This window comes from Paenibacillus sp. B46(2026), assembly GCF_056786355.1.
Genome location: NZ_CM165907.1, coordinates 1,425,853 through 1,451,144 on the forward strand (window position 1 = coordinate 1,425,853; position 25,292 = coordinate 1,451,144).

Consider the following 25,292-nt stretch of genomic DNA (forward strand, 5'->3'; position numbering starts at 1 on the left):
AAATGGGCAAAGGAAAAGAGGTTGATCTCATGATTACAGGCATATTTGAAACACATTTGAACGTGACGGATTTGGAGAGATCCCATCATTTCTATGAAACAGTCCTGGGTTTACCTCATGCCTATGGGCAGAAAGAACGTGGGAACTCCTTCTATTGGATAGGTGGAAAAGGCAATGCCATGCTGGGATTGTGGCAAAAGGAACCTTCCGAGGTGAGGCGTCAGCACTTTGCTTTTCATGCATCTCTGGAGGATATGAAACATGCGGTGGCTCACTTGGAGAACAAAGGGATCAAGACACAGAACTTCCTGGGTGATGATATCGGTGAACTGTACGTCTTCAGCTGGATGCCCGCGGTATCTGTGTATTTTACCGATCCGGATGGTCATTCGCTTGAATTCATCGCCATGCTCCCGGATGAAGCGAAGCCTGAACTTGGCATGGTACCATGGAGTCAGTGGGAGGAGATGCAGGAGAAGAACGTATGATGATCGAAGAATTACAGTTATATACAACACGGCTGGAATACCTCAAGCAATTTTATAGCGTTACGTTGGGAATGGAGGTGTCCAATGCGACGGATCAGGCCTTCAACCTGCAGGTTGGAAGAACAAAGATGATTTTCAAACAGTGTGAAACAGATCGTGAGCCCTTTTATCATGTGGCCTGGTCGATTCCGACGAATCGGTTCAAGGAAGCGAAGCAGTGGGCTGCATCACGTGTTGTTTTAAGCAGAGAAGGAGATCGGGATGAGACGTACTCTACTAACTGGAACTCTCATTCTCTCTATTTCGAAGATCCAGCAGGCAATATTATCGAGCTGATTGCTCATCATCGTATTCAGAACGAGAGTGACCATAACTTCTCTGTTAAAGACATATTACAGGTGTGTGAGATTGGACTGGTGACGGATGATGTTCTGTCTACGGTGAATGAGCTTCAGCAGATTGGACTCACGCGCTGGGGTGAGGTTAGTGATACCTTTGCTCCTGTGGGAGATGTGCACGGTCTGTTTATTGTGGTGAAGAAGGATCGGACGTGGTTTTTCTCCAAGCAAAAAGCAGAAATCTATCCGCTGGAAGTATCCATCCGTGGCGTGGGCAAGCTTCGAATTGGCTAAACTTTGCATTCCGGGGCAAAACGGGCATATGTGGAACATTTCCATCATGTTATAGAAGTAAACGCTTTATTTGTTCAATTCAGAGTAGTTCGTGTGATAGGCTTACATATGATGAAGGGTGGTGGCAAGCTTGGATCGACGTTTGTTGGAAGAGGGACTATCGATTATCGTTTCCAGTCGGGAACGTACAGGAGATCTGTGGCACGCCCATTATGGAGCAGGTGCGATTGCGGCATATTTTTGGGTACGGGAAAATCGTCTCACTGCCCTTGCCGCCGGCAGTGTTACGGCCGAAGCAAAAGCCATGCTTCGCCAGCATGGAATCAGCCCTGGTCAGACCTCTCCGATTGGTGAAATGATGGCCAGAGAAGATGCCGAAGCGCGTATTTCGGACGCATTGGATCGAACGATTGGAGAGCTGCACTGGGTTGGACACCAGGCCATCTACGGGGCAATCAGCCTGAAAGCCATTCGTGAACTGGATGGATGGGGTACTGCGGAGGATATTGGTCGGCTGGTTGAACTGATCGATTCATTCGATCGAACCATCCCAGGAAGATCCTGGATGAACACAACGATGAAAGAAATTCGCAGTCTGAAGCCGGAAAAAAGCGATGGTTTCCCTGAGATTGAAGATCCAGTTCAGTTGTCACGTCTGATTCTGGATGAGCTTGGTGCGTTCCAGACCATATATCACGCGGAAGCGCATCATGACCTGATTGGCCATATGCTGACCTATGGACATGCGCTTAACATATTATATGAATTGGGTTATCCGGCATTATTCCACAAAGGCATCCCGCCTTTCCTTACCATGGTAAAGGCACTACGCTTAAGCCGAGATGTGGATATTGAACAGGAGATGCCGACATTGCAGTCACCCGTAGACCTGCTGCCACTAGAACGGGCTGAACGATCGGTGGCACTCCCTCATGAACTGGAATACTGGCTCACCGACAGACGTTCCCGTGACTGGTACGGAGGTCATGTATTCAAATTCCCGTTCAGCTTCTATCATCATGCGAAGAAGGGGGAGTCCGTACCGGAAACATGGGAGAACTTTCGTTATATCATCGCGTGAGATGGAACATACATTTCAGAAGGGGTGTCCGTCATGACGGACACCCCTTTTAGGCATTATTCTGGTCTACCGAATTGTGGGCAGCCTGCATCTTTTTAACGGGGCCAAATTTCAAGGATAAAAAGGATCAGCATGACTCTGGACACCAGCATGTATGGTGATTTTCGTACGGGTTGACGCGCTGCCCATATTCCCCAGGAACTCATAAGTGCAATACTCCCCCAGAACATCCATAAGGAGATGCCTTCGGGCGTAAATAGAAAGGACAGCTTGGGCAGTCCCCTGTTGCCAGCCCCAAGAAGAACAGTGGTCATATAGACGAGGACAAGGAAAAACAACTCGAAGAGCAGGGTTTGCAGCCAGAAATAATAGATGTTGAACACTCGTAGCATGATGACTGTGATCAGGATAAACAGGATACCAACGGATAAGAATGTTGCCGCAGTCCATCCAATGAGAGATGATGTTACAACATCTGTTTCCTGATATAAGATGTACATCGCCAACGCATACATAGCGGGGCCCGCCATATAACTGGTGACAGCAATCCAAAGATAGAAGAAATGCCTTTTTTTCATGGTCATATCCATCCTTTATTGTACATAGGATTTGAAAAGCTACTTACGTCATATAAACATCATCAGGATGGGTTTGGTTGGATTATCGATAGGAGTTTCTCGCGAGAAAAAGACATTTAACCGCTATAGAGACGACCACATTCATGCAAAATTCATCCCGTTTACCGTCAGCGCGAGTGGGTAAAGGCGGTAAAATGGTATTATCGGATCAGCAGCAAGGAGGACACACTGACAGCTCATACGCTAAAGTATTGACCGGCCATGGGGCCGGTTTTTTAATGCGGTGATTGCATCCTTGCCCTGATCGGGTATTAAAGACTAGATATATAAGTTGAACTAACGATTTACACGAGAACGAAGAGGACAGAAATAACCTGAAGAAGCGGAGCTAAAAGCTTTCTACAAGAAAGCTACTTCGGAAGCATACACTACGCCTTTATCCACAGATTTCTACCTTTATATAAGTGGATCAAGAAAATCCGGGGATAACAGCGATCGGAAGGTTGTTCTGTCATCGAAGTGGCAAGTGTAAATTTTCTGTAGTTCAACTTATATAGATAACAGGAGGCTACGTGATATGAAAACAGTATTGTATGTTCCACTGGATGATCGTCCAGCGAATCTGGATGATGTGATTGTGCAAGGGAAAGCAGCCGGTATCCATATCGTTACACCGAACCTGAGTGATATTAAGAATCGTCTGGACTCGGAGAAAACCGTAGATGGCACAACGCTGCTCGGTACCTCCACGCCGGTCTATGGCAAACCGTCTAAAGTTCATGACTTTATTCTGAAACATGCTGCCAAAGTCGACGGATTCATTATCTCATCCGATATGCTCGCCTATGGCGGTCTGATTGGCAGTCGTCAGCTCCGCGAAGATGGAGGAGGTTCCTATCCAGAATACGATGATGAGACCACGCGTTTGCTGAATGTGATTCGCGTGATCAAGCAGAAATACCCACGCAAACCTGTATTCGTAATGGATACCATCATGCGTTTGGCTACGACCTCGTTTGCAGATGGCTTGGCACTCGATGCATATAATGAGTCCCGTGCGTTGATGCAGCAGCCACGTCAGACATACACCGAGTTTGATGATATTATCGAAGGTTATAACCATTCCCCGGATGGGGAGCAATATGGAGCAACGACCTATTTTAATAAAGAACAGTATTACAATACAAGACAACATAAATTCAAAACAAACCTGTACATTCTGGATCAGCTGGCTCGCACAGGTTATATCGATTTCCTCGCGGTTGGAGTCGACGATGCTAATACGCAGGGTGTTCAGATCAATGAAATCAAATATGTGGAAGCAAGGATCAATGAATGGCTGGGTGGAACCAATGGACAAAATCCGGATCGTGCTATTATCTTGCCGGATGCGGATGGTCTGGGGCACGCTTTGGTCGCTCGCATGGCTAACCAGTTGTTCCGAGGCGGGGCGAAGACACGTTACGGAGTGAAATATTTTGGTCCTCACGGCAATACCATCATCAACACGTATGAATACATGGATGTACACGAGAATGTGGTTCGTCATGTGGATATTGTAGGTGGTGTGCTTGTAGCGGTTTCAGCATATCCTGAACCGGAGGTGGTGACGGATGCGAGTGCTGGCTTGGAAAATGAACAGCTAGTGGCTGTAGCAGCCGAACAAGTTGTCCCGTTTGACATGGCCTCCGAACTGGATCGTATGACGAAGGGTCACCCGGGTAATTCCGGGGAGAACACGGGCATCGACATGGAGATTATTGCCATTACCGCTCTGGATCAGGTGCAGGCTGCGTTGGAGCAATTGACGCTGAATGGGGAGCAAGGTCTGCCCTCGGTCGTGATTGATTTTGTGGGTAAAGGACCAGCGAAAGTTGATGTTGCTGAAGCGTTGCTAAACAGTCCATATACTGGACGGGTTCTGGGATACAGTGCCTGGAACACACCGGGCAACAAGATCGGTATTGCCGTAGGCATGGGGCAGTCGAGGTACGCGTTGATCACAACAGAGAAGCATAAGCATAAGTTGCGAGAAGCGATGAACGCGCATGGCTCGTTGTTGTTTAAGCGTTTCCTGAAGGATTATTACTACAAAGCGGTAGCGATTGCGGACATCCGCACATATTCCCGAGCCCATGCGCTGTATACCAACGTGGCTACCCTTTCGGACCAAAATATGTTGCTGTTCAACTCAGAGGAAAACTATGCCCATTTGCAAACATTGCTGCGTGATTTGATGCAGACTTACACCACGGCGCTTGCGAATAAAACAGCCTTCCAGACAGGCAATGTGGCAATTAAACAGATCTGTAATGACGAATTATCCTATGCGACGTATGGCAGTGCGCTGCTGGAATATGCAAATCCCGATTTCATCTGGGGCCGTGCATTTGAGATCACATTGAACCCGCAGGTTACGCTGAACTAAACTGTTATCTCACCATGGGCTCCTCATGTTTAGGATCATCACTGGTATGACTGTACTGCTTAATCTCTCCGTTGTTAAAAATGATGTATTGATACTTCGCTTCGAGTTCGTTCGCGAATGTTACGGAGGCACCATAAGGTGCTTCAGAGCTTTTTGAAGAGTAAGTCCCTTTTACTTCAATAAGCTGTTCGGGTGAATAACCTTTCTGTTCAATCAGATAAGTGGTTACCTGTTGTTCAGCATCATTTTTCTTGAGCGGATTACCAAGCAGTCCGAAGTAAGCCCAGCAGGATATCCCGAGTATAAATGCTAAGACGGCAAGTGAAGTGATCTTGAGTTTTTTACTCATAGGTATTCCTCCCTCTTTTACGTAAGCGACAACGAATTTAATATTGAAATATTAATGTATTTGGATAAATTTATCAATTCATTGATCTTAATCTTAATGCTTACTTAGGTATCCTTTAAAATGATGATTCCAGAATCGTCTTTTTTCCACCCGTATGACTCCCTTAATCGCACCGAAGTCGTACGGAACACCATCCGCGCTAGGAATGAAAGGGTGTAAGATTGTATTATCGGATCAATAACAAGGGACACACCGAAAGCACATACGCTAATGTACAGACCGGCCAGGTGGCCGGTCTTTTTGATGCGGTGAATGTAGTCCCGGTACTGGTTCGATAGCAATACAGACTCTGAGTTAAAAGGGGGAGTCTACTGCTGCTGCATTGTCGCTGCACAGTGTGGGCAGATCTCAAACTTGCAGCCAAAGGGGGCGAAATGAATGTGTCTATGAGAAATGAGATTAGCACTGCCATGAGCACCAGTAAAATGAGTACACTCATTAAAAAAACGCTGAAACAGAAGCTCGTGGTACTTGTTCCAGAGTGGGACGGTCGTGTGCTGGATGTACCTGCGTCAGGCGAAGTGTTGGCTGGGCCTTGTGCAGTTGTTGCGTTTGCCGAAGAAGTGCCGAAGTCTGCCTGGGCGGGATATCGACGGATCATTAAAATCTCACCATACGCTCGTCCGGAAGATGGCGGCGCTGAACAAGTAGAAGCTTGGTCAGCCGATCTAATCGAAGGGGTGCACCAGGTAAGACTGATTGACGAAGAAGGTGGAGCCTTCACCTGCATCTATCTGGGTTCTTCAGATAGTGACCGGGTGGATGCCGGGTCCGGCATGGTTACGCGCAGTCTACGATTTGGGGTGTATGTTCCCGAAGACTCGGGAGCTGCTCTCGCTGAAACAGGGGACGCGTGGTTAGCTGCACTTCAAGGCTGGACACAGCACGAGCTTGGCTCGGACTGGTTGGTATATGGTGATGTCTGGCCAGGTGGATACGATACGCCGTCTGTGTTATGGCGATTGACCGGATGCAGCACATCTGTGGCGGGCACTTCGGCATTGGAGGTTCGACAACAGTGGATTGGGCATGTGCTCACCGATCATTCGGTGCTAACACGGCAGACCGTTACTCGGTTGGTCGAGCAACTTGCAGTGCAATCTCGTCTTGCCGTCACTGAAACGGGTGGCGAAGAGCACGAAGGTAACACACGGTATGTGACGGTGGATGAGGTCACGGCAGATCTGCAGACGGATGCGTATCTGAATGGACAGATTCGCCTGACGTTGCAACAACGGATTCGTCGTCCGGGTACGAATGTGCCTTTCATTCGTGAGATTCACCATAGCAAAGGGATGGAGTAAACGTTGAGCCCAGAGGAACTCCATCACAGGTGGTTCCAGATGATAACTTTAGAATGAGAATGTAGCTTTGAGATGATTGATTTAGCTTCAATAGTATAGCTTCAAATTCATAGGGTTCTTAGGATCGAAAATTCATAGGTCAAAAACTATAGCTTCAGGATATCTAAGTTCAATTAAATTTACACGATTACGGAGAGGGCACAAATAACTTGAAGAAGCGAAGCGTTCGCCTTTATCCCCGGATTTCACCTCCTAAAAGAAGGAAACAAAAAATCTGGGGATAACAGCGATCGGAAGTTATTTTGTCATCGAAGTGCTGGTGTAAATATCTTCAGTTGAACTTATATCGTTTTACGAAATCAGTAGTCAAACAAATGAGGTGAGATGGCAATGGCAAGCTCAGTGAAAAAAAGCAAACAGACCGCTCCACGGTATACACGGGCTGAACTGATGAATCATGCGGAAGCCCTCTTTGCCGTTAAGGCTGAGGTGCTGTATGGTGCGCTGTACGAAGCGGCGCAAGAGACGTTTTCCATTGAAGAAACGCAAGAACGAATTAACCAATTTATGAAAGCGAAGGTGAAGGGATAATGGCAGGCGGAACTTGGGAGCAAACGAATCGTCCGGTCCTTCCGGGCTTATATATGAATTTTCAGGCGGCAGCATCCTCGGCCATTCAAGCAGGTACGCGGGGAACGGTCGTTGTGCCAATCAAGGCCAACTGGGGTCCTGTGGGGACTTTTGTTGAGGTAGGGAGCGAAGCGGCGATTGAACGTATCTATGCGGCGAATGTCCTGGATAACGGTACGGCTTATACGTCCTTGAAGCTTGCCCTGTTGGGTGGGCCGAAGAAGTTGCTCGCTTATCGGGTAGCAAGTGCTGCGGCCAAAACAGCCACGCTTACCTTGAAGGACAGCGGTGATGTAAATGTGCTGCAACTGGATGCGAAGTATCCGGGGGATCGTGCGAATGGATTCTACGTCACCATCCAGCCAGGTGTGATTGATAATACGAAGCATGAAGTGCGCCTTTTTGAAGGGAACCGGATGTTGTATGCGCTCCTGACAGCGGATATTACCGCAGCTTCTCTGGCAAAAGAGATTAACGCGGATGAACGAAATGTCTGGGTAACGGCGCAGGCGATTGGCGATGGTACTGGTGTGGTTGCTACTGTTGCGGGTGCGGCATTCAAAGGCGGCGTAAGTGGCAACGATGACCTGACCAATGCGGAATACATTGCTGTACAGGGCGCGCTAGAAGGGGAGCAATTCGACGTCTTGGCTTTGGATCAGGCGGCAGATGCACCTCTGCTTGCGAGTTATGCGGCATGGGTGAAACGTGTACGTAGTGAAGGTAAACCTGTGGTGGCTGTATTTGGCGGTTCCGCAGCAGATGATACCTCTGCTACAGCAGCACAAAAAGCGGCAGCACGTTCGCTTGCGCTCAACCATGAAGGTGTGATTAATGTCGGCACAGGCGTGCGCCTTGGAGATGCATTTTACAGCTCGGCGGAAACATCAGCCTATGTTGCTGGACTGATCGCCGGACAACGTCTGAACCAATCCACAACCTATGCAGCTACTCCGTTTGATGATGTGACACGTCGCTGGACGCGTACAGAACAGGAGCAAGCGGTACAGAATGGCGTATTTATTTTCTTCCATGATGGACGTCAGGTGAAAGCACTTCGCGGTGTAAACACACTCGTAACCCCGGCCGCTGGACAGAATAATGCGTGGAAAAAAATCCGTTCCATTCGTGTGTTGGACGCCATCAACACGGATTTGCAACGTTCCGCAGAAGATACGTATATCGGTAAAGTGAACAATACCGAAGAGGGTCGTCAGGCACTCATTAGTGCCATGAAGGCCTATTTGGCGCTGCTCGCACAGAGCAATGTGATTGAAGCTGACGGTTATGATGTCATTCTTGACCCGGCATATTATGGCGCGGCACCAGTTCTCAAACCGGAAGCGGATCAAGTGTTCCTTCAATGGAATGTGAAGCTGACGGATGTGATGGAGCAGTTGTTTGGTACATTTTACGTGCAATAAGGTTGTGTGGAGGGAAAGAGCTTCTTTAAAGAATATTACTATACGTTGAACAGATGGTTTACACGATAACGGAGAGGGCAGAAAGAAGCTGTAGAAGCAAAGCGCTCGCCTTTATCACCGGACTTTCCCTTTAAAAAGGGATCAAAAAAATCTGGGGATAACAGCGATCGGAAGATTGTTCTGCCATCGGAGTGTACCTGTGTAATATCGATCAGTTCAACGAACCCAAGGAGGAAAATATATGTTGGATGCGTCAAGAGTAATTCTCGGTACCCATGGTCAGCTGCATATCGATGGTGTGTGGCAGACAAACATTAACAAGTTGGAAGCGAGTGTGGAGATTGAAAAGCGTGAGCTGAATCTGGTCGGTAACGACTGGAAAGTGCACAAAAACGGTGCAAAAAAAGGAACAGGCACGATGACTGGTTACAAAGTCACTTCGGATATGATCCAGCGCGGCTTTACCAAATTCGAGATTATTTCCAAGCTGAACGACCCTGAATCGTATGGACATGAGAGTGTATTGCTGAAAGGTTGCATGGTGGACAAAATTCAGCTTGCCAACTGGACAGCGGGTGAGGAAGTACCGGAGGAAACGGGCTTTACGTTTGAAGGATTTGAATTGCTGAATCCGATTGTGGCGAACTAAGCTTTGAAATAGGCACGTGATTGGGCTAGTTTGCTCAAGCGTGATTGCATAGTTACTTCGTATAATATGGACACCAATGCGGGCCGAGATGATCTCGGTCTCTTTGTTGTCTCTACAGGCTGGGAAGCTGGCATAGATAAACCCATTTGTGAAATAAGAAGGAGATTACACCCGATGAGTATGAATGAAAATATGTCCGAAGAACAGATTTTGGATCAGTTGTTTGAAGCAGCAGAACGTTTGCCAGAAGAGAATGTGCGCATTCAGCGTCTGGATCTGTTGTTGACCTTGCGTGGGCTGACTTCCTCCAAAGTGGATCACATTCGCGAACGTTGTACGATTCGTAAAACGACCAAAGGCCGCACCGAGGAAAAGGTGGATACCGAAACGTTTAACGCGCTGCTCATTTCTGAAGCAACCGTAAAATTGAAAGTCCGCAGCCTGGAATTATCCGGCTGGGGGGATACCCGTATTACTGGCCGTATGAAGCTATCCGGTGGCGAACAGGCGGTACGTCGTATGTTGCTGGCTGGTGAATTGGATGCCGTAGGTGATAAAGTGCTGGAGCTGTCCGGCTTTGGTGTGGAGATTGAAGACCTAAAAAACTGATTCACTCCGGCGGGATGACCACGTTCCTGTATCACATGTGGGTGCGTCATCATCTCCGGCCCGGAGAGTTCTGGTCTTTGCCACGCGGGGAGCGCTCGCTGTTAATTGCGTTCTCGGAAGAGGAAATAGAAGGTGCTCTAGAAGAATAACGGCCAATGGAGGTGATATAGTTTGTTTGAAAATATAGTTAGTGATGGTATTAAATCATTTAGCAGGTTGAGGAATTATATGGGGAAATCCAATAAAAAGAAAGCTTTTAGCTCACCTGCTATAAGTACAATTCATAAAATTGTTTCTAAGAATACGAAATTTAAAAATGATAATACAATGAGTAAAATTAATAAATCTAATTTTATAAAAAAAAATAAAAGTTTGGTCAAATTAATTAAAGGTACAGGCTCATTGATAGCGGCTACGGCAAATCAGAAAAGTTATAGTAATGGCTATGGATCGAATACGAACGTTAAAAACAAAGATTCGTGGATAGACAACAATGTAAAGTGGTTGTGGAAAAAGGGTGTATCGGCTAAGGATGCTACATTTTCCGGGATAGACAACAATGTAAAGTGGCTGTGGAAAAAGGGTGTATCAGCTAAGGATGCTACATTTTCCGGGATAGACAACAATGTAAAGTGGCTGTGGAAAAAGGGTGTATCAGCTAAGGATGCTACATTTTCCGGGATAGACAACAATGTAAAGTGGTTGTGGAAAAAGGGTGTATCGGCTAAGGATGCTACATTTTCCGGGATAGACAACAATGTAAAGTGGCTGTGGAAAAAGGGTGTATCGGCTAAGGATGCTACATTTTCCGGGATAGACAACAATGTAAAGTGGTTGTGGAAAAAGGGTGTATCGGCTAAGGATGCTACATTTTCCGGGATAGACAACAATGTAAAGTGGTTGTGGAAAAAGGGTGTATCAGCTAAGGATGCTACATTTTCCGGGATAGACAACAATGTAAAGTGGCTGTGGAAAAAGGGTGTATCGGCTAAGGATGCTACATTTTCCGGGATAGACAACAATGTAAAGTGGTTGTGGAAGAAGGGTGTATCGGCCAAGGATGCTACATTCTCTTGGCTTAGCAACAAGAGTGTTGGCATTAAAGATTGGTATGAGAATTCTAAAGAAGAAATCAAAAAGTTTTTTGAAGTCTCTGACTGGTTTAACAAAGGTAAAGAGGGCGGTCAAAAAATACTGGAGACCTTTAAAAATTATGGTTACGGACTAAGTTACAAAATGCAAGATATGTGGGATCATCCATGGACTAAGCGTGTGAGAAAAGTAGGGAATGGCGCCTTTAAATTTCTTGATATTGTTGGAAATATAAATAAAGTTGTACATGCTTCTACACCAGAAGAAAAAATGATTGAAGTAAGCAAGATTATTGGAGCGAAAGTAGGATCTATAGGTCTAGGAACTGGATTGGGTGCTTTGGGGGGAATCATTCCAGGTGCGCAACCAGCTATCCCAATCCTTGCTGGTACTGGAGCATACCTTGGAGATAAGTGGGGAGAGATATTAGGAGAATGGGGCGGTAAGGCTCTTACCAATATTTGGCCTAAAAGTTGGTGGCCTTTAAAAAAGGTTAACACTAGCAGTATAAAGACTACAAAAAATATAGGGTTAGATAAAAGTAAGGCAAATAATATCTTATCTTCTTCAACCAAAAAAACCAAGCAAATTAATGTGAATTTACCTAATGGCGCAATCCAAATATCCAATAATAATCATAAGTTGGATTATAGTGATCTGGCAAATCAAATTAGTAATCAGTTTGTTAAAGAATTACGCCGTGCCATGGAAAACCGAAAAACCATTATGGCCTAAGCAGAAAGGAGGCCGTGTATGACTGTATTTGAAGATAAAGTGGAAGGGATCAGAATGGAATTTATCCTGATCGATGGGAAAACAAAGTTCCAGTTTCCGGTGAAACCGGAAGAACTGACGATCTCACGTTCCAAAGGATATGAAACGATTAATATGCTGGAGCATGGCGAGTTTGATTTTGCGCAGGGGGAGAAGGTGAAGGAGATCACCTTCTCTTCTTTTTTTCCCAAAGAATATGATGCGTCCTATTGCATGTACGAAGATTTGCCTGATCCGCGGGTAGCGATGAATATGCTTAATACGTTTCTGGTATCAAAAAAACCGCTGCGCTTCATCATTACCAACACGGGGGTGAACGTGCCGGTATATCTGATCTCGCACAATACGACCTTCCGGGGCGGCGAGAGCGGAGATATTTACTTCGACATTACGCTGCGTACATGGCGGGATTCCAAGGTGGAGAAGGTTGGCGCGGCTACATCCACGAGTAAGTCAGGTTCGCGTACGGATTTGAAAAAGAGCAGTAAGACCTACACCGTCAAATCTGGCGACTCTCTGTCCAAAATAGCAAAGCTTGAGCTGGGCAGCAGTTCCAAATGGAACGAGATTTACAAGCTCAACGCAAAGATCATCGGGAGTGATCCGAACCGGATCAAACCCGGGCAAAAGCTGGTGATGCCATGACCTACAAGGTCATTGTGGACGACAAATATGACATCACGAAGCTCGTGGAGACGATTACGCTGAAGGATTCGCTGGACCAGATTGCGTATCAGGCCAACATCCGGCTGGCGGTGTCTGCGTCTTCCGGTCTGCCTTCGATCTCACCGGGTATGGCGGTGCGGATTAGCGGGGTTCCTTTTGGCGAAAAATCAATGGTTCACTTGCTGCATCCTGCGGTCATCTGGGAGGTGGAAAGCTCGAACAGCGGCACTAAGCGGCTGTCCCTCACGGTGTACGACCGGATGATTTATCTGGAAAAATCGGAGGACGAGTTCCTGCTGCCCAAAGATCAGACTGCCACACAGCGACTTAAAACCTACGCCAAAGAGTGGAAGATTCCATACGCCATGCTGCCGGATACACAGACAAAGCTGGGCAAAGCCGTGTATCGGTCGCAGACGATCTTTTCGATGATGTTTGCCGATCTGAAGGAAACGGCGAAGTCTGGTGGAGATATGTATCATCCACGGATGACACCTGGCGGGTTGCAACTCTTCCAGGTCGGAAGTAATGCGAAGGTGTATGAGCTGGATCGACTGATCGATCTGACCCAGATGCGTACGCTCGAAGGGGCGGTTACCAAAGTTAAAGTCATGGCAGCGTCGGAGTCTACGAGTGGTAATGAGGTACCATCCAAGGTGCTCGCGATTGAGCAGAATGGTGTGGAAGAACTGGGCACATTGCAAAAGCTGATTGAAGATGATCAGGTGAAATCGACAACCGCCGCGAAAAAACTGGCGAAAAGTCATCTGACGGGTATTCAGGAGACCTTTACGATCTCTGCACCGGATGTGAATACGATTCGCGCCGGGGACGCGGTGTTGTTAAAAGGACTGAAGCTGATCGTCATGTCGGTTAGCCGTGATCTGTCTGCCGGACCTGGAACGATGACGTTAGAGCTGGGGACGGCCGAGCTGGTGAAAAGGAGGTATTACCTTGAATAAAGATGATCCGTATGGGCATTTTGCCGATGTCATGCGGGGGGCGATGAATACACATTCTCGTCAGGCCGTGAGTGGCATGGGCGCGGTATTGGGTACGATGACCTCGTCCGGCGTGAAGCTGGATGATTTCAAACACGAAGTGCAGGATTATCTCGTGGCCGAGTTGCCGGGCACGCTTGGACTGCCAGAGCGCGAGGCTGCTGGCGCGATTTCCGGTATACCTGACGTGGCAAACGGCGGAACGACGGGCACGGGACGTTTTCTTTTGCAAGAAGAGGAAGTGGAAGAAACGGTGTTGTCTCTTGGCAAAGGTCTGAAAGCGGGAGATCGTGTGCTGGCGATACGGGTGAATGGCGGTAACGACATTGTGGTGCTGTGTAAGGTGGTGAGTGCGCATGCCTAGTTTGTTCCCCGAAACGGGTGTGGTCTGGGGAGATGAGGAGGATCTGTCGGGGGCGGCTTCGGAAGAGGTACGCTTTGGACGGAGCTGGCGATTCGATTACGATGCAGGGGATTTTGTATTGACCCCAAGTGGCAAAGTAGCTGCGGCGGGTGCGCATGAAGCCTGGGTGCAGTGGTGCATTAAGGCAGTGAAAACGCCACGGTACAGACATGTGATTTACTCCCGGAACTATGGTTCGGAGCTGGAAGATCTGGTAGGGCAGGGTGATAGCCGGGGTGTGATGGAAAGTGAGATTACACGGATGGTGACGGAGACGTTGCTGGCTGATCCACGGACGGATTCGGTAGACCAGTTTACGTTTGATTGGAATCGGGAGCAGTGTATGTTCTCGTGCCGGGTGGCGAGTGTACAGGAAGAGATGTTTATTCTGGAAAGTGAGGTGATCTGACGGGATGGCTGAGATTCCGCGTTATTTGGAGGACCAGACGGAGGAACAGATTATGCAGCGCATGCTGGATCGTCTGCCCGCGGATCTGGATAAGTCAGAGGGATCGTTCCTGTGGGATGCGGAGGCTCCGGTTGCGTTTATGCTGTCTGAGGCGGCTTTGTGGGCGCAGGAATTATTGCGACGGGGGTTTGCTAGTACGGCTGCGAGCAGTGATCCGAATTTTCGTTCGGAAGAGCTGGATCTGCGGGCAGGAGAGCACGGCATTACGCGGCGGGCTGCGGTGGCGGCACAAGGTGCGGTGAGGTTTACGGGTACGCCGGGGAAAGTGGTACCTGCGGGAACGGTCGTGGCTACACTCGCGGATGAAGTATCTGCTGAAGCTTCGCTCGAATATGAGACGGTAGGACGTGTGGAACTGGATGCTGAGGGCTCCGGGGTGGTAGGCGTGCGAGCGCTTGTTGCCGGAAAAGAGAGCAATGTGCCTGCGGGCACGGTAACTGTACTGTCTACACCTGTAAGTGGCGTGACTTCTGTCACGAACGTTGAGGTGATTAAAGGCGGTGCAGATATTGAAGCCGATACGGCGTTGCTGGAACGCTTTTATGCCAAAGTACGCAACCAAGGAACAAGCGGCAATAAAGCACAGTATGTGCAGTGGGCAAGTGAGGTGCCGGGTGTTGGTGCAGCACGTGTCATTCCGTTGTGGCAGGGGCCAGGCACGGTGGGATTGTATCTGCTGGACACGGATAAACGTGCTGCAGGTACCGATCTGGTGGCGGCTGTACAAGCGTACGTTGATCCAACGCAGGATGGACAGGGTGAAGGTGTTGCCCCAGCGGGGCCGGTGGTGTCCGTGATGCCAGCCGAGGAAGTGCCGATGAACATTCAGGTGAAACTGACGCTGGCAAGTGATGCGACATTGGCCGATGTACGAGCATTGATCGAACGCGGGGTGACCGCGTATCTGAAGCAGTTGGCTTTTGCCGATCCACTCGTTCGTTACACTCGCATTGCCGCGATCCTGTTAGACATTCCGCCGATTATCGACTATTCGGAGCTTACCGTGAACGGTGTGAGTGACCAGAATATCGAGATGAACGCGAGTCAGGTGGCGGTGTTGGGGACGGTGGATGTGCATGAGTAGTCTTGGGCAGATGGTGGATGAGGAAGTAGTTTGGGAGTGCGGAGACCCAGGAGGATTGGGAGAAGTACGCCGATCCGGGTTGGAGCTGGTGAGCGAGACACTCCATGTTGATGTGAAAGGAAAGGAGGGGACTGGGCATGAGTGCTCCTTCTATTGTAGATGTTGGACTGACGAGTGAGAAAGGGCGGGAATTGTTCTCGTATTTGCCACGGTATTACGAGACTTCGCGTGTCATGCAGGCCGATATGCAGTCCAAAGGAACCGAGATGGATCTGCTGTATCAGGCGCTGGATGAGACGTTGGATCAGTTTTTTGTCCGTACGGCGACGTGGGGATTGGACTTCTGGGAGCAGGAGCTTGGCATTGAGACGGATCGTCTCAAACCTGTGGACCAGCGGCGTGCGGTGGTGGAGTCCAAACTGCGCGGTGCCGGGAAATTCTCCGGCAGGCTGGTTGCGAATGTGGCCGAGGCATATGCCGGGGGCAAGGTGGATGTGACGTTTCAGCCGGAGGCGTGGAGTTTTACGGTGAGCTTTGTGGATACGATGGGGATTCCGCCCAACATTGATGATCTCAAACGGTCAATTGAAGAACTGAAACCGGCCCATATGGCCGTGGAATATGAGTATCGCTATCTGATCTGGGACGATCTGGACAAGAAGCAGAAAACATGGGATGAACTGGACGCCGCGTCCCTGACGTGGAATGAACTGGAGGTGTGGGCGTAATGCCACAAGAAACGGATCGATTAAAGTTACTTCTTCCATTGGGGAACGAGAATGTGACCCGGGAGAGTATTAACGGGATTTTTGAAAAGATTGATGCTGGTGTTGCGACGCAGGCCGGTTTGGATACGCTTCGTGAAGCGGTGAGTCAGATGGATATTCCTGATGCGTCTTTGACGCAGAAAGGCAAGGTGCAGCTGTCGAGCAAGACGGACGGCACGTCAGAGACGGTGGCGGCAACGGAGAAGGCGGTTAGGGATGCGAAAAATGCGAGTTTGCCGCGTACAGGCGGAGTTATGACTGGGAGACTAATTATGAATCAATGGGGAACTTTTTCAGGTTCTTCAAATGGATCGGTCTTATACGGAAGTAATTGCTTTCTTGACGGTTCAACATTCAGGTACGAGAACAATCACACTAACCTAGGAGCACGGGGGATTTACATGCGTTACACAGGTGGTGCCGGACCAGAAGTCTACATGTTTGAGACAGGTCCAGTGGCAACTACAGCTGGAGGAGCATTTACCCCCTCCTTAACAAGAATTGTTAATACGGCTGACTCATGGCAAAAGCATCAACTCACAGATGACAATGGTAAAAATAAGCTTACTTCCGGGATAGACCTCAACTCTCTGATGGTAAATGGACAGTATAATGGCAACAATTTAACCAATGCTCCGTTACCAGCCACTGCTGATATGTGGTGGTATATAGAGGTCCAGTGTCACACAAATGGTGAGGGATATGTACTTCAAAGAGCGAGTAGACTAAATGGTGGGACTCCCACCTTATATCTTAGGACAAGAGAGAACGGTGTGTGGTCCCCATGGAGTCTTGACGTTTTTCAATCTGGCGTTGATGCAAAAAATAGCATTGTGGGTGCCATTAACGCCAAGGGTGGAAGTGCATCCACATCAGATACATGGACGCAGCTTACGGCTAAGATAAATGCTATACAGCAAGGTCATTACCAAAGTATGGACTTACCTTCGCGATCAGAATACTTTGAGGTTCCTGGTGGTTATGTAGGATCGTTAGGTAACGCAGTCCTAGCTTTTCCTGCGGGGACAAGGGTAATAAGTTTGATAGCCCCTGTCTATGGTTCTGCTTTCTTGAATGTGTACAACTCCTATGGAGGGCTAAAGACAGCTTTTGCTTTACGGGACTCACAGGGAGTTATATGGCCGATAACCATACCCGTTGGCACCATTGGGGCGGCTGGAGGGATAGATTTTAGGGTATATAGCGTACAGGTAGATATAGTCAGTGGCTTATGCCGGAGCAACGGTTACTCGGTGTCTCAAAACTCCAACTCCTATTGGAGCACAACAAAACCGTCCAATTTTAACGCAGATGGCCCGATGACACTTGTATGTGCCTGCATCGAAAATACAACGGTCACAAGGCAAGTATCCTTCACAACATATAACACTAGAGCATTATCGATGTAATAGAGAGAGAACGGGTATCATTATTGTTTAGTATCACCCGGGATAGACAGTATCCCTTATGACAGGGGGATATTTCACATTAATATGACTTAGGACACACTAGCACAACTGGATCGTGTTTTTGTGCTTGAATTTGGCTGAGAAAACTCCAGAAGATCCACCGATACCATGTAAAAGTAAAGGTCCTACGGAGAATTCTAAAAAGACCAATCTGCGGCAGTATTCTGGTAGACGGACAATTTTTTCAGGAAAGTGGTCGTCTTATTGTATTAAAAAATCTGTCTTTCGTCGACGTTTAAGATGAAGGGAAATATGTGTATCTTTTTGTTTTCAGTCTATAAACTCCAAACGAAAGGTTCAATCGATTTGACGAGCACTGATTTTAGAAAAGAGGAATTTAGGGTGTGTTAACTTTACTACTTAAAGGAGGTGAACCATGACCACAAACCAACTAACCACAGCTATCACAAACACGCTAACTCAGTACTTTCCCAACATCCTGATCCAACCTGCAACAGGCGGGACAAGCTCCACCTCAGAAACCAAAGGCATCACCTACCGCCTGCTGTCCGCGCAACTTACCCGGGAACGCAGCGACCGCTTCGTGCAATCTCATGCCTATGAAATCCGCTGGCTTGACGCAGACAATATCCCGGCAACACTGCCGGATGAGCTCTTCGAAGCGTTGGAAACCATCGACGTGGAGGGCACACCCTATCGCGCAACAGAGCTACGTTGGGAGACCGAGAACGATACTCCGCGAATGCTGGTGTACTATACCATGCGAACCACCAAAGTGTCGGAGTCCGCCGCTACCATGCGACAACTGGAGCAGCGACCCACCGCACTTAAAGCTACAAGAGAATAACTAACCAAATGAGGGGATCAGTATGAAAGGAATAGGAGGCGCATTGGCAATGTTTACGAAAAAAGAACCGGACCCTAAAAAACCGGAAGCTCAGCAGAAAAACAACCAGAAATACAGCAAAGCACAGTTCGCCGAATCCCGGCAACTCAACCGGATGGAGAAAGATATTTTGGCAGCAGTTCTGCTGGAACAAGAAACATACACCTTACAAGAAGCACAAGAACACATCCAACAATTTATGAATGGGGAGGCACAATAATGGCTGGAGGAACATGGACGACTCAAAACAAGGTACGCCCCGGCGTATATATGAATTTTGCATCAGAGGGCTCATTGCCGGGTACGGTAGGTGAGCGGGGAACGGTGGCTTTGGCACTTCCGTTGTCATGGGGAGAAGCAGGTACAATTCTGACCATACAGGCAGGTGAAGATGTACAAGCCAAATTGGGCTATGACTGGACAGCACCTCAACTGCTGCTCATCCGAGAGACATTGAAACGGGCACAAACATTGCTCCTGTATCGTCTGAATGCAGGGACACAGGCCAAGGCAACGCTAGGAGAACTAACAGTTACAGCCCAACATGGCGGCGTGCGCGGAAATGATCTGGCTGTTGTAATTTCTGCCAATATCAATGATCCAGACCGATTGGATGTCTCCACTTTGCTTGCGGGTAAAGAAGTGGACAAACAAACTTCGTCCACCATCGAAGCTCTGGAATCCAACGCATACGTCACATTTACTGGTGAAGGTGCACTCACAGCTACAGCTTCACTTCCACTAACAGGTGGATTAGATGGTGCAGCAACCAACCAAGAGCATGCTGATTTCCTCACCAAGCTAGAGGTGCTGGATTTTAACACAGTCGGTCTGATCTCAGACGATGCTACACTCAAGTCAGTCTACACAGCCTACATCAAGCGCTTGCGTGATACCGAGGGCAAGAAGGTGCAACTGGTTCTGTCCGATTATCCGGCTGCAGATCATGAAGGCATCATCAGTGTCAAAAATGGTGTTGTGCTCGCAGACGGTACCGTTCTTACGCCGAAACAAACCGTAGCATGGACTGCCGGAGCTACAGCGGGGGCTAATCTGAATGAATCCCTGACGTTCCGTGCGTATGACGATGCCGTGGATGTGAATGGCAGATTGACACATACCGAGACAGAAGCAGCATTGCGTAATGGCGAGTTTGTGTTTACGGCGAGCAGCAACCGCGCGGTGGTGGAGCAGGATGTAAATACGTTCCGTTCGGTGACACCGGATAAGGCGCGTCATTTTGCCAAAAACCGTGTAGTTCGTGTTCTCGATGGCATCGCTAACGATATGAAACGGATTTTCGAGTCCTATTATATCGGCAAAGTGAACAACAACGAAGATGGGCGCAGCCTGTTCCGTTCCCAATGTGTCACTTATCTGAAGCAACTTCAGGATATTGGGGCGATTCAAAATTTTGATTCCAAAACAGATATCACTGTTGCTCCGGGCAATGAAACCGATAGTATTCTGATCGAGATTCAGGTCCAACCTGTGGATTCCGTTGAAAAAGTATATATGAAAGTGAAGGTGGTTTAAGATGGCATTTTTGAAAGCAAGCGACACAATCTCCGGCCAGGAAGGCCGCGCATACGCAACGATTAACGGACAGACGGAAGAAATGTTCTATGTGAAGACGCTGGAAGCAACGGTGGAGAAACAAAAAGCAGAGGTCAAAACGTTGGGCCGTCGCGGTGTACAGCACAAAGCAACCGGTTGGTCTGGTTCGGGTTCCATGACGATCTTTTATACCACTTCCCGTTTCCGCGAGCTGATGCTCCAGTACATGCAGAATGGTGTGGACACGTACTTCGACATTGAAGTGACCAACGAAGATCCTTCCTCTACGATTGGCAAACAGACCGTGACCCTCAAAGGCGTCAATCTCGACAGTGTAATCATGGCATCTCTGGATACCGAGGCGGAGGCGTTGGAGGAAGAAGTGAGCTTTACCTTTGAAGATGTCGATATGCCTGTATCGTTCAATCTGCCGAAGTAATGTAGCGTGAAAGCATAATGATTTGAGATTCATAAAGAGTAAAACTTAACAGCAGGTTTGTAAAAGAAACCTGTTCAACTTGCCTGTGTTACGGGCTATTTGGCGTGTCAAAATACTGTTCTTCGCCGCTTCGTGCGGCGGGGGACCTAACTTTAGAGGAGGAACAATACATGAGTGGATTGAGTATGTTTTTTGCCCAAAATGCAGCAACAGATACAACGGAGGAGTTTATCGTATCCCCCCGTTTCAAAGATGAGAAAGGCGAGCCCGTTGCCTGGAAGCTGCGCAGCATGACCGAGGACGAAAACCAGGAATGCCGCAAGGCAGCTACCCGCAAAATTAAGGGTAAGAACGGTGTCTACACACCCGACATCGATGCGAATGATTACATGGCTCGCCTGATGAGCGCAAGTGTAGTTTACCCCGATTTGAAAAACGCAGAACTCCAACGTTCATATGGCGTGATGGGGGCGGAATCGCTTTTGCGGAAAATGCTGTTGCCTGGGGAATTTGCTTCGCTCGGTGAACAGGTTCAGAAGCTGAACGGTTTCAATCAGGACATGAACGAACTGGTGGATGACGTAAAAAACTAATTAAAGAGGGCGATTCCGAAGCCAATCTGGCTTATTACGCTCTCCATGAATTAAACATTTTGCCGCATCAGCTAATGGCCTTCTCCATGCGAGAACGAGCGGCCATCTATGCGATGATCTCCATCCGGGTGGAGGAAGAGAAGAAAGAACGGTCCAAAAACCGCGCCCGGAAAAAATAAAAAAGAAAGGAGGGAGAAATGAATGTATGCCATGTTTGCAAGACTGTACCTTACTTCAACACGTATAGTAACGCAATTTCAACAATTACCTGCTGCTATAAGTGCCATGTTTAATTCTGCTCGATTGAATAGTATTGCAGTGGCATCCAAACTGTTACAGGGGGTATCCGAGGAACAAGCCAAAGTAAACGCAGCTTTTGCAGAAGGAGCCCAGCGCGTGCGATCCTGGATCAGCATGATCAAGTCAGCAGGACAAGCGGTTCTTGTTCCAGCAGCACAAGAAGAGGATCTGAAGCATCGCTATATGGCTGCTACGGGTGATGATGCTCAGGGGGAGACGATCTTTAATCGCTACCGTGCGGAAGCTTTCAAGAGCGGACAGAATGTTACGGATGCCTTGAAAGGTACACTATCGCTCATCCCGTATGCACAGAATACGGATCAGGTTGACCAACTGAGAGATATGACTAAACGGTTGAGCATGCTTTCTCCAGATGGAAAAAGTATGTCGGATGCATCCAGTGCCTTGGTTGCTGCCATGAACGGAGACAACGGTGAACTTGCCAATTCTTTTAACATTCCTGCTGAAGCTCTTAGCGGAGCGGGTCTGCAACAAACCATCGATTCATCCAATCTGGATGGGTTTATCACAAAGCTTGATGTCATTTTGCAAAAACAAGGCTATACCCAACAGGCTTTTGACACCATGCTGGATTCACCACTACAGAAGTGGAACATGCTTGTGAATCAGTTTAATGGGGTTCTCGGCCAGATTGGACAGGTAGCTCTTGTTGCCTTGACGCCTTTATTAGATCGATTAAATGAGGCTTTTGCCAATGGTGAATTCACTGGCATTATTGAATGGCTTAGCAATGCATTTACGGTTGCGGCAAACGCGCTGACGATGCTGGTAAATGGCATTCTGTATATAGCAAGTGTGATCCAACAAAACTGGGATATTATTCAGCCAATCCTTATGGCGCTTGCGCTTGTGGCTCTGGCTTTGGTCATTATCCAAGTTTACAGTCTGGTTGCAGCCTGGTTATTACTGAATTGGCCTATTCTGCTCGTCATTGCTGCCATCGCAGCTGTTATCGGTATTTTAAGCATGATGGGAATATCGGGAACTGAGATTTTGGGAGCGATTATCGGTACATTTATGCTGCTTGGGGAGATGGTACGAGTTGTAATCGCTACAATGTGGAATTATTTTGCCATCTTCGCAGAGTTCATAGCCAATGTCTTCAAAGACCCATTCTATGCATTTCAAAAATTGCTTTACGATTTGGGAATGTTCGGGATGCAGATATTTTACAATCTTATTGTAGGAATTGAGGACTTTCTGGGCAAAGCGATGGGGGCAATTGGGAAGGTAGCTTCCTTTATTAATGATATCTTTGGTACAAATTTGGCTGTCATGTCCGAAGCCGATATCAACATTGCTAGTAAAAACGTCAAGGGTTGGATGGATACATTGAAATCATTTGAGTCACAGAGTGACAAAGATGTATTCCACATGAATCGAATGGACGGAGAATTCGATCCAAAGGTTTCTGACAAGGGACAAGATGTAGCAAAAAAACTATTATCAAAAATACCGTCCCTGCCTGATCCAAATTCCAAAGAAACAGAATTACCCGGAAACTTCGGCGGTTCAACTCCCAAAACACCTCCTATGCCATCGATACCAACTGCACCTGCTCCCACCGTTGTCCCGAGCAACAACATGAGTAACATCAACAAAATCAACAATATCGGACAGGTGGACAAGATCGGTGACGTGGACGGCACAGTGGATGTGACGAGCGAGGACTTGAAATTGATGCGTGAGCTTGCCGAGATGCAGGCGATTCAACGATTTGTCAGTCTGACGCCAACTGTTCAGGTCACCACAGGGGATATCAACAGCGGACATGATGTGGACAGCATCATCAGCAAAATCACCGATGGACTGAACAGTCAGATCGTCTCCAGTGCTCAGGGGGTGTATGGATAAGTGGAATATTATATTCAACTAAGCTTCAATAACCGCTCCGAATACATGTTTTTCCCGGTCACACCAGAGAGCATTGAGTTTTCGGATTCGGGAGACGGGAGTACGTTTAACGTGAGCGCTTTGGGTGAAATTAACGTGATCAAATCGCCGAAGCTGCGTGAAGTCAGTTTCAGCGGGATTTTCCCGTCAGACTACAGCCCGTATCATCTGAACTACGATGCAAGACATCCGGCAATTCAGAAGCAGTTTTACCGTGATCCCTATGAATATGTGAAAAAGATCATCCGCTGGATGCAGACGGGCAGACCCGTCAGACTGTTCTTTTCCAGTGCAAGGTACACCATTAATATGGCGGTTTCCATTGAGAGCTTCGACTGGAAGGAGACTGCGGGTACGGTGGGGGATATCCAGTATGATATCAAGCTGAAGCAGTTCATTTTCTATGCCGCCAAAAAAGTAGTGCCACTCAAGGACAGCAAGGATACGGCTGCTTCGAAAACAAAAACCAAAGCCTCCCGGCCCAATGAAAAAATTCAGCCCAAGACCGTCACACTCAAAGCCGGAGACTCCTTGTGGTCTGTAGCTAAAGCCCATTTGGGAGATGGATCTCGCTGGAAAGAGCTGCAGAAGCTGAATAGCATCAAAGATGCACAACTGAAGAAGCTGCCGATTGGACTTGTGATCAAGCTTCCGTGAAAGGAGAGGGAATATGCAAGAGCAGATCAGGCTGGATGATAAGCTGGCAAACATGAAGGAACGGTTATTACTTGATGACAAACAGGGCAACATCTGGGATATTAGCGAAATTGCCGGTGACATTACGTACAAAACCTCCCGTATCGGCAAGCCTTCCTCTCTGGAATTCACGTTGATCAAGGGCAGTCTATACCAGAATAAGAAATTCACCTATGAGAATGGATATGTCGTGAAATATATCAGCAACGAGGTAGGCATATTTTACGGATATATCTTCTCGGTGGATAGCGGCAAGGATGAAAGTGTCAAAATCAAAGCCTACGACCAGACTCGTTATCTAACCGCGAATCAGACGTACAAGTTCGTTAACGCAACCGCTACGGATGTGATCAAACGAATTGCTACTGACTTTCAGTTGAAGGTGGGCGAGCTGATCCAGCCCAAATATGTTATTCCACGCATGTTATTTGATAACAAAAAGCTGATTGACATGATCTGTGAGGCGTTGGACCGAACGCTGATCTATGGCGGTAAAAACTATATCTTCTACGATGATTTCGGCAAACTTGTGCTTCGGGATGTGGAAGAGATGCCTTACGTCTTTGTTATTGGAGATAACAGTCTGCTCACGGATTACAGCTATACGCGGTCGATTGACGACCAGACGTATAACAAGATCAAGCTGTATCGGGATAACAAGGATACGGGAAAAAGAGAAACCTATGTTCATCAGGATTCAGGCAGCATCCGTCAATGGGGGCTGCTTTTTTTGTACCAAAAAGCGGATGATGGCCTGAACGAAGGTCAGATTGATGACATGCTGAAGACCCTGATGACCCTCCGTAACCGCGAGACGCAGACGTTGAAAGTGGATGCGCTTGGTGATTTCAAGGTGAGGGCAGGCAGTTTTGTTAACATCCAGATCGATGAACTCAAGATTAATCAATATTTTCTGGTAGACGAATGTACGCATAAGGTACAGGGGGGCGTGCATACGATGTCACTGGATTTGAAGGTGGTGTAACGAT

28 protein-coding genes are annotated in these 25,292 nt (G+C 47.8%); 25 read left to right on the plus strand and 3 right to left on the minus strand.

What is annotated here, in order from left to right:
- Nucleotides 1-2 precede the first annotated feature (2 nt).
- From AC1S8V_RS06345 to AC1S8V_RS06355, 3 genes are all read left to right on the plus strand, one after another.
- Nucleotides 3-488 carry a VOC family protein gene (locus AC1S8V_RS06345; RefSeq protein WP_482072907.1) on the plus strand — a complete coding sequence of 162 codons (486 nt, stop codon included), beginning with the start codon at nucleotides 3-5 and terminating at the stop codon, nucleotides 486-488.
- Nucleotides 485-1,120 (plus strand): VOC family protein, encoded by a 636-nt coding sequence (locus AC1S8V_RS06350; protein WP_482072908.1) that lies wholly within the window; start codon nucleotides 485-487, stop codon nucleotides 1,118-1,120. The genes AC1S8V_RS06345 and AC1S8V_RS06350 overlap by 4 nt, the downstream gene beginning before the upstream one ends.
- A gap of 121 nt (nucleotides 1,121-1,241) precedes the next feature.
- The gene (locus AC1S8V_RS06355; RefSeq protein WP_482072909.1) at nucleotides 1,242-2,201 is read left to right on the plus strand and encodes a hypothetical protein; all 960 of its coding nucleotides are present in this window, start codon (nucleotides 1,242-1,244) and stop codon (nucleotides 2,199-2,201) included.
- Between the two features lie 95 nt (nucleotides 2,202-2,296).
- On the opposite strand, the gene AC1S8V_RS06360 is transcribed toward AC1S8V_RS06355, so the two are convergent.
- On the minus strand, nucleotides 2,297-2,779 hold the full coding sequence (locus AC1S8V_RS06360) for a hypothetical protein (RefSeq protein ID WP_482072910.1): 483 nt from the start codon (nucleotides 2,777-2,779) through the stop codon (nucleotides 2,297-2,299).
- Nucleotides 2,780-3,356: 577 nt separating this feature from the next.
- On the opposite strand from AC1S8V_RS06360, the gene AC1S8V_RS06365 reads away from it, so the two are divergent.
- The gene (locus AC1S8V_RS06365; protein WP_482072911.1) at nucleotides 3,357-5,207 is read left to right on the plus strand and encodes a DUF4127 family protein; all 1,851 of its coding nucleotides are present in this window, start codon (nucleotides 3,357-3,359) and stop codon (nucleotides 5,205-5,207) included.
- Nucleotides 5,208-5,211: 4 nt separating this feature from the next.
- Here AC1S8V_RS06365 and AC1S8V_RS06370 read toward each other — a convergent pair whose 3' ends face one another.
- Nucleotides 5,212-5,556: a YfjL-like protein gene (locus AC1S8V_RS06370; protein ID WP_482072912.1), complete on the minus strand. Its 345-nt coding sequence runs from the start codon at nucleotides 5,554-5,556 to the stop codon at nucleotides 5,212-5,214.
- Between the two features lie 470 nt (nucleotides 5,557-6,026).
- Between AC1S8V_RS06370 and AC1S8V_RS06375 the strand changes: the two genes are divergently transcribed.
- The 5 genes from AC1S8V_RS06375 (at nucleotide 6,027) to AC1S8V_RS06395 (ending at nucleotide 10,232) form a co-directional block, all read left to right on the plus strand.
- Nucleotides 6,027-6,920, plus strand: coding sequence for a hypothetical protein (locus AC1S8V_RS06375; RefSeq protein WP_482072913.1), 894 nt, complete (start codon nucleotides 6,027-6,029; stop codon nucleotides 6,918-6,920).
- A 390-nt stretch (nucleotides 6,921-7,310) separates the two neighbouring features.
- Nucleotides 7,311-7,511: a YqzN/YkzM domain-containing protein gene (locus AC1S8V_RS06380; RefSeq protein ID WP_017690177.1), complete on the plus strand. Its 201-nt coding sequence runs from the start codon at nucleotides 7,311-7,313 to the stop codon at nucleotides 7,509-7,511.
- The gene (locus AC1S8V_RS06385; protein ID WP_482072914.1) at nucleotides 7,511-8,974 is read left to right on the plus strand and encodes a phage tail sheath subtilisin-like domain-containing protein; all 1,464 of its coding nucleotides are present in this window, start codon (nucleotides 7,511-7,513) and stop codon (nucleotides 8,972-8,974) included. The genes AC1S8V_RS06380 and AC1S8V_RS06385 overlap by 1 nt, the downstream gene beginning before the upstream one ends.
- A gap of 241 nt (nucleotides 8,975-9,215) precedes the next feature.
- Entirely contained in the window at nucleotides 9,216-9,623 is a 408-nt protein-coding gene (locus tag AC1S8V_RS06390) for a phage tail tube protein (protein ID WP_124117078.1), read from the plus strand.
- 174 nt (nucleotides 9,624-9,797) lie between these two features.
- Nucleotides 9,798-10,232, plus strand: a complete 435-nt coding sequence (locus tag AC1S8V_RS06395; protein WP_017690174.1) for a phage tail assembly chaperone — start codon at nucleotides 9,798-9,800, stop codon at nucleotides 10,230-10,232.
- A gap of 443 nt (nucleotides 10,233-10,675) precedes the next feature.
- On the opposite strand, the gene AC1S8V_RS06400 is transcribed toward AC1S8V_RS06395, so the two are convergent.
- The gene (locus tag AC1S8V_RS06400) at nucleotides 10,676-11,332 is read right to left on the minus strand and encodes a leucine-rich repeat protein (protein WP_482072915.1); all 657 of its coding nucleotides are present in this window, start codon (nucleotides 11,330-11,332) and stop codon (nucleotides 10,676-10,678) included.
- Here AC1S8V_RS06400 and AC1S8V_RS06405 point away from each other — a divergent pair.
- The 16 genes from AC1S8V_RS06405 to AC1S8V_RS06480 all read left to right on the plus strand — a co-directional run bounded on the left by AC1S8V_RS06405 (nucleotide 11,265) and on the right by AC1S8V_RS06480 (nucleotide 25,288).
- Entirely contained in the window at nucleotides 11,265-12,059 is a 795-nt protein-coding gene (locus AC1S8V_RS06405; protein WP_482072916.1) for a hypothetical protein, read from the plus strand. The genes AC1S8V_RS06400 and AC1S8V_RS06405 overlap by 68 nt on opposite strands.
- Before the next feature lie 54 nt (nucleotides 12,060-12,113).
- Nucleotides 12,114-12,743, plus strand: a complete 630-nt coding sequence (locus AC1S8V_RS06410; protein ID WP_482074413.1) for a LysM peptidoglycan-binding domain-containing protein — start codon at nucleotides 12,114-12,116, stop codon at nucleotides 12,741-12,743.
- On the plus strand, nucleotides 12,740-13,726 hold the full coding sequence (locus tag AC1S8V_RS06415; RefSeq protein WP_482072917.1) for an XkdQ/YqbQ family protein: 987 nt from the start codon (nucleotides 12,740-12,742) through the stop codon (nucleotides 13,724-13,726). The genes AC1S8V_RS06410 and AC1S8V_RS06415 overlap by 4 nt, the downstream gene beginning before the upstream one ends.
- Nucleotides 13,719-14,129, plus strand: a complete 411-nt coding sequence (locus tag AC1S8V_RS06420; protein ID WP_482072918.1) for a hypothetical protein — start codon at nucleotides 13,719-13,721, stop codon at nucleotides 14,127-14,129. The genes AC1S8V_RS06415 and AC1S8V_RS06420 overlap by 8 nt, the downstream gene beginning before the upstream one ends.
- Complete coding sequence (locus AC1S8V_RS06425) at nucleotides 14,122-14,577, plus strand: DUF2634 domain-containing protein (protein WP_482072919.1); 456 nt, start codon at nucleotides 14,122-14,124, stop codon at nucleotides 14,575-14,577. The genes AC1S8V_RS06420 and AC1S8V_RS06425 overlap by 8 nt, the downstream gene beginning before the upstream one ends.
- 4 nt (nucleotides 14,578-14,581) lie before the next feature.
- Entirely contained in the window at nucleotides 14,582-15,721 is a 1,140-nt protein-coding gene (locus AC1S8V_RS06430; protein WP_482072920.1) for a baseplate J/gp47 family protein, read from the plus strand.
- 137 nt (nucleotides 15,722-15,858) lie between these two features.
- Nucleotides 15,859-16,449, plus strand: a complete 591-nt coding sequence (locus AC1S8V_RS06435) for a YmfQ family protein (RefSeq protein WP_482072921.1) — start codon at nucleotides 15,859-15,861, stop codon at nucleotides 16,447-16,449.
- Nucleotides 16,449-17,897 (plus strand): pyocin knob domain-containing protein, encoded by a 1,449-nt coding sequence (locus AC1S8V_RS06440; RefSeq protein ID WP_482072922.1) that lies wholly within the window; start codon nucleotides 16,449-16,451, stop codon nucleotides 17,895-17,897. The genes AC1S8V_RS06435 and AC1S8V_RS06440 overlap by 1 nt, the downstream gene beginning before the upstream one ends.
- A gap of 436 nt (nucleotides 17,898-18,333) precedes the next feature.
- Complete coding sequence (locus AC1S8V_RS06445) at nucleotides 18,334-18,765, plus strand: phage tail terminator family protein (RefSeq protein WP_482072923.1); 432 nt, start codon at nucleotides 18,334-18,336, stop codon at nucleotides 18,763-18,765.
- Between the two features lie 49 nt (nucleotides 18,766-18,814).
- Nucleotides 18,815-19,024, plus strand: a complete 210-nt coding sequence (locus AC1S8V_RS06450) for a YqzN/YkzM domain-containing protein (RefSeq protein WP_482072924.1) — start codon at nucleotides 18,815-18,817, stop codon at nucleotides 19,022-19,024.
- Complete coding sequence (locus AC1S8V_RS06455; RefSeq protein ID WP_482072925.1) at nucleotides 19,024-20,340, plus strand: phage tail sheath family protein; 1,317 nt, start codon at nucleotides 19,024-19,026, stop codon at nucleotides 20,338-20,340. Before AC1S8V_RS06450 ends, AC1S8V_RS06455 begins: the two co-directional genes overlap by 1 nt.
- 1 nt (nucleotide 20,341) lies before the next feature.
- The gene (locus AC1S8V_RS06460) at nucleotides 20,342-20,800 is read left to right on the plus strand and encodes a phage tail tube protein (RefSeq protein ID WP_017690162.1); all 459 of its coding nucleotides are present in this window, start codon (nucleotides 20,342-20,344) and stop codon (nucleotides 20,798-20,800) included.
- 170 nt (nucleotides 20,801-20,970) lie between these two features.
- The gene (locus AC1S8V_RS06465; protein WP_036611390.1) at nucleotides 20,971-21,393 is read left to right on the plus strand and encodes a phage tail assembly chaperone; all 423 of its coding nucleotides are present in this window, start codon (nucleotides 20,971-20,973) and stop codon (nucleotides 21,391-21,393) included.
- Between the two features lie 201 nt (nucleotides 21,394-21,594).
- A complete protein-coding gene (locus AC1S8V_RS06470) occupies nucleotides 21,595-23,568 on the plus strand; it encodes a hypothetical protein (RefSeq protein ID WP_482072926.1) in 1,974 nt (657 codons plus the stop codon).
- Nucleotides 23,569-24,264, plus strand: a complete 696-nt coding sequence (locus AC1S8V_RS06475; RefSeq protein WP_482072927.1) for a LysM peptidoglycan-binding domain-containing protein — start codon at nucleotides 23,569-23,571, stop codon at nucleotides 24,262-24,264.
- Between the two features lie 13 nt (nucleotides 24,265-24,277).
- Nucleotides 24,278-25,288, plus strand: a complete 1,011-nt coding sequence (locus AC1S8V_RS06480; RefSeq protein ID WP_482072928.1) for an XkdQ/YqbQ family protein — start codon at nucleotides 24,278-24,280, stop codon at nucleotides 25,286-25,288.
- Nucleotides 25,289-25,292: the final 4 nt, after the last annotated feature.

Excerpts from the sequence above, each read along its gene's own strand:
- AC1S8V_RS06350 (WP_482072908.1), top strand. The coding sequence starts at position 485 with ATGATGATCGAAGAATTACAGTTATATACAACACGGCTGGAATACCTC.
- AC1S8V_RS06345 (WP_482072907.1), top strand. The coding sequence starts at position 3 with ATGGGCAAAGGAAAAGAGGTTGATCTCATGATTACAGGCATATTTGAA.
- AC1S8V_RS06450 (WP_482072924.1), top strand. The coding sequence starts at position 18,815 with ATGTTTACGAAAAAAGAACCGGACCCTAAAAAACCGGAAGCTCAGCAG.
- AC1S8V_RS06400 (WP_482072915.1), bottom strand. The coding sequence starts at position 11,332 with ATGCCAACACTCTTGTTGCTAAGCCAAGAGAATGTAGCATCCTTGGCC.
- AC1S8V_RS06435 (WP_482072921.1), top strand. The coding sequence starts at position 15,859 with ATGAGTGCTCCTTCTATTGTAGATGTTGGACTGACGAGTGAGAAAGGG.
- AC1S8V_RS06375 (WP_482072913.1), top strand. The coding sequence starts at position 6,027 with ATGAGCACCAGTAAAATGAGTACACTCATTAAAAAAACGCTGAAACAG.
- AC1S8V_RS06395 (WP_017690174.1), top strand. The coding sequence starts at position 9,798 with ATGAGTATGAATGAAAATATGTCCGAAGAACAGATTTTGGATCAGTTG.
- AC1S8V_RS06430 (WP_482072920.1), top strand. The coding sequence starts at position 14,582 with ATGGCTGAGATTCCGCGTTATTTGGAGGACCAGACGGAGGAACAGATT.
- AC1S8V_RS06410 (WP_482074413.1), top strand. The coding sequence starts at position 12,114 with ATGGAATTTATCCTGATCGATGGGAAAACAAAGTTCCAGTTTCCGGTG.
- AC1S8V_RS06460 (WP_017690162.1), top strand. The coding sequence starts at position 20,342 with ATGGCATTTTTGAAAGCAAGCGACACAATCTCCGGCCAGGAAGGCCGC.
- AC1S8V_RS06440 (WP_482072922.1), top strand. The coding sequence starts at position 16,449 with ATGCCACAAGAAACGGATCGATTAAAGTTACTTCTTCCATTGGGGAAC.
- AC1S8V_RS06445 (WP_482072923.1), top strand. The coding sequence starts at position 18,334 with ATGACCACAAACCAACTAACCACAGCTATCACAAACACGCTAACTCAG.
- AC1S8V_RS06480 (WP_482072928.1), top strand. The coding sequence starts at position 24,278 with ATGCAAGAGCAGATCAGGCTGGATGATAAGCTGGCAAACATGAAGGAA.
- AC1S8V_RS06465 (WP_036611390.1), top strand. The coding sequence starts at position 20,971 with ATGAGTGGATTGAGTATGTTTTTTGCCCAAAATGCAGCAACAGATACA.
- AC1S8V_RS06360 (WP_482072910.1), bottom strand. The coding sequence starts at position 2,779 with ATGAAAAAAAGGCATTTCTTCTATCTTTGGATTGCTGTCACCAGTTAT.
- AC1S8V_RS06365 (WP_482072911.1), top strand. The coding sequence starts at position 3,357 with ATGAAAACAGTATTGTATGTTCCACTGGATGATCGTCCAGCGAATCTG.
- AC1S8V_RS06380 (WP_017690177.1), top strand. The coding sequence starts at position 7,311 with ATGGCAAGCTCAGTGAAAAAAAGCAAACAGACCGCTCCACGGTATACA.
- AC1S8V_RS06415 (WP_482072917.1), top strand. The coding sequence starts at position 12,740 with ATGACCTACAAGGTCATTGTGGACGACAAATATGACATCACGAAGCTC.
- AC1S8V_RS06370 (WP_482072912.1), bottom strand. The coding sequence starts at position 5,556 with ATGAGTAAAAAACTCAAGATCACTTCACTTGCCGTCTTAGCATTTATA.
- AC1S8V_RS06425 (WP_482072919.1), top strand. The coding sequence starts at position 14,122 with ATGCCTAGTTTGTTCCCCGAAACGGGTGTGGTCTGGGGAGATGAGGAG.
- AC1S8V_RS06390 (WP_124117078.1), top strand. The coding sequence starts at position 9,216 with ATGTTGGATGCGTCAAGAGTAATTCTCGGTACCCATGGTCAGCTGCAT.
- AC1S8V_RS06455 (WP_482072925.1), top strand. The coding sequence starts at position 19,024 with ATGGCTGGAGGAACATGGACGACTCAAAACAAGGTACGCCCCGGCGTA.
- AC1S8V_RS06385 (WP_482072914.1), top strand. The coding sequence starts at position 7,511 with ATGGCAGGCGGAACTTGGGAGCAAACGAATCGTCCGGTCCTTCCGGGC.
- AC1S8V_RS06470 (WP_482072926.1), top strand. The coding sequence starts at position 21,595 with ATGTATGCCATGTTTGCAAGACTGTACCTTACTTCAACACGTATAGTA.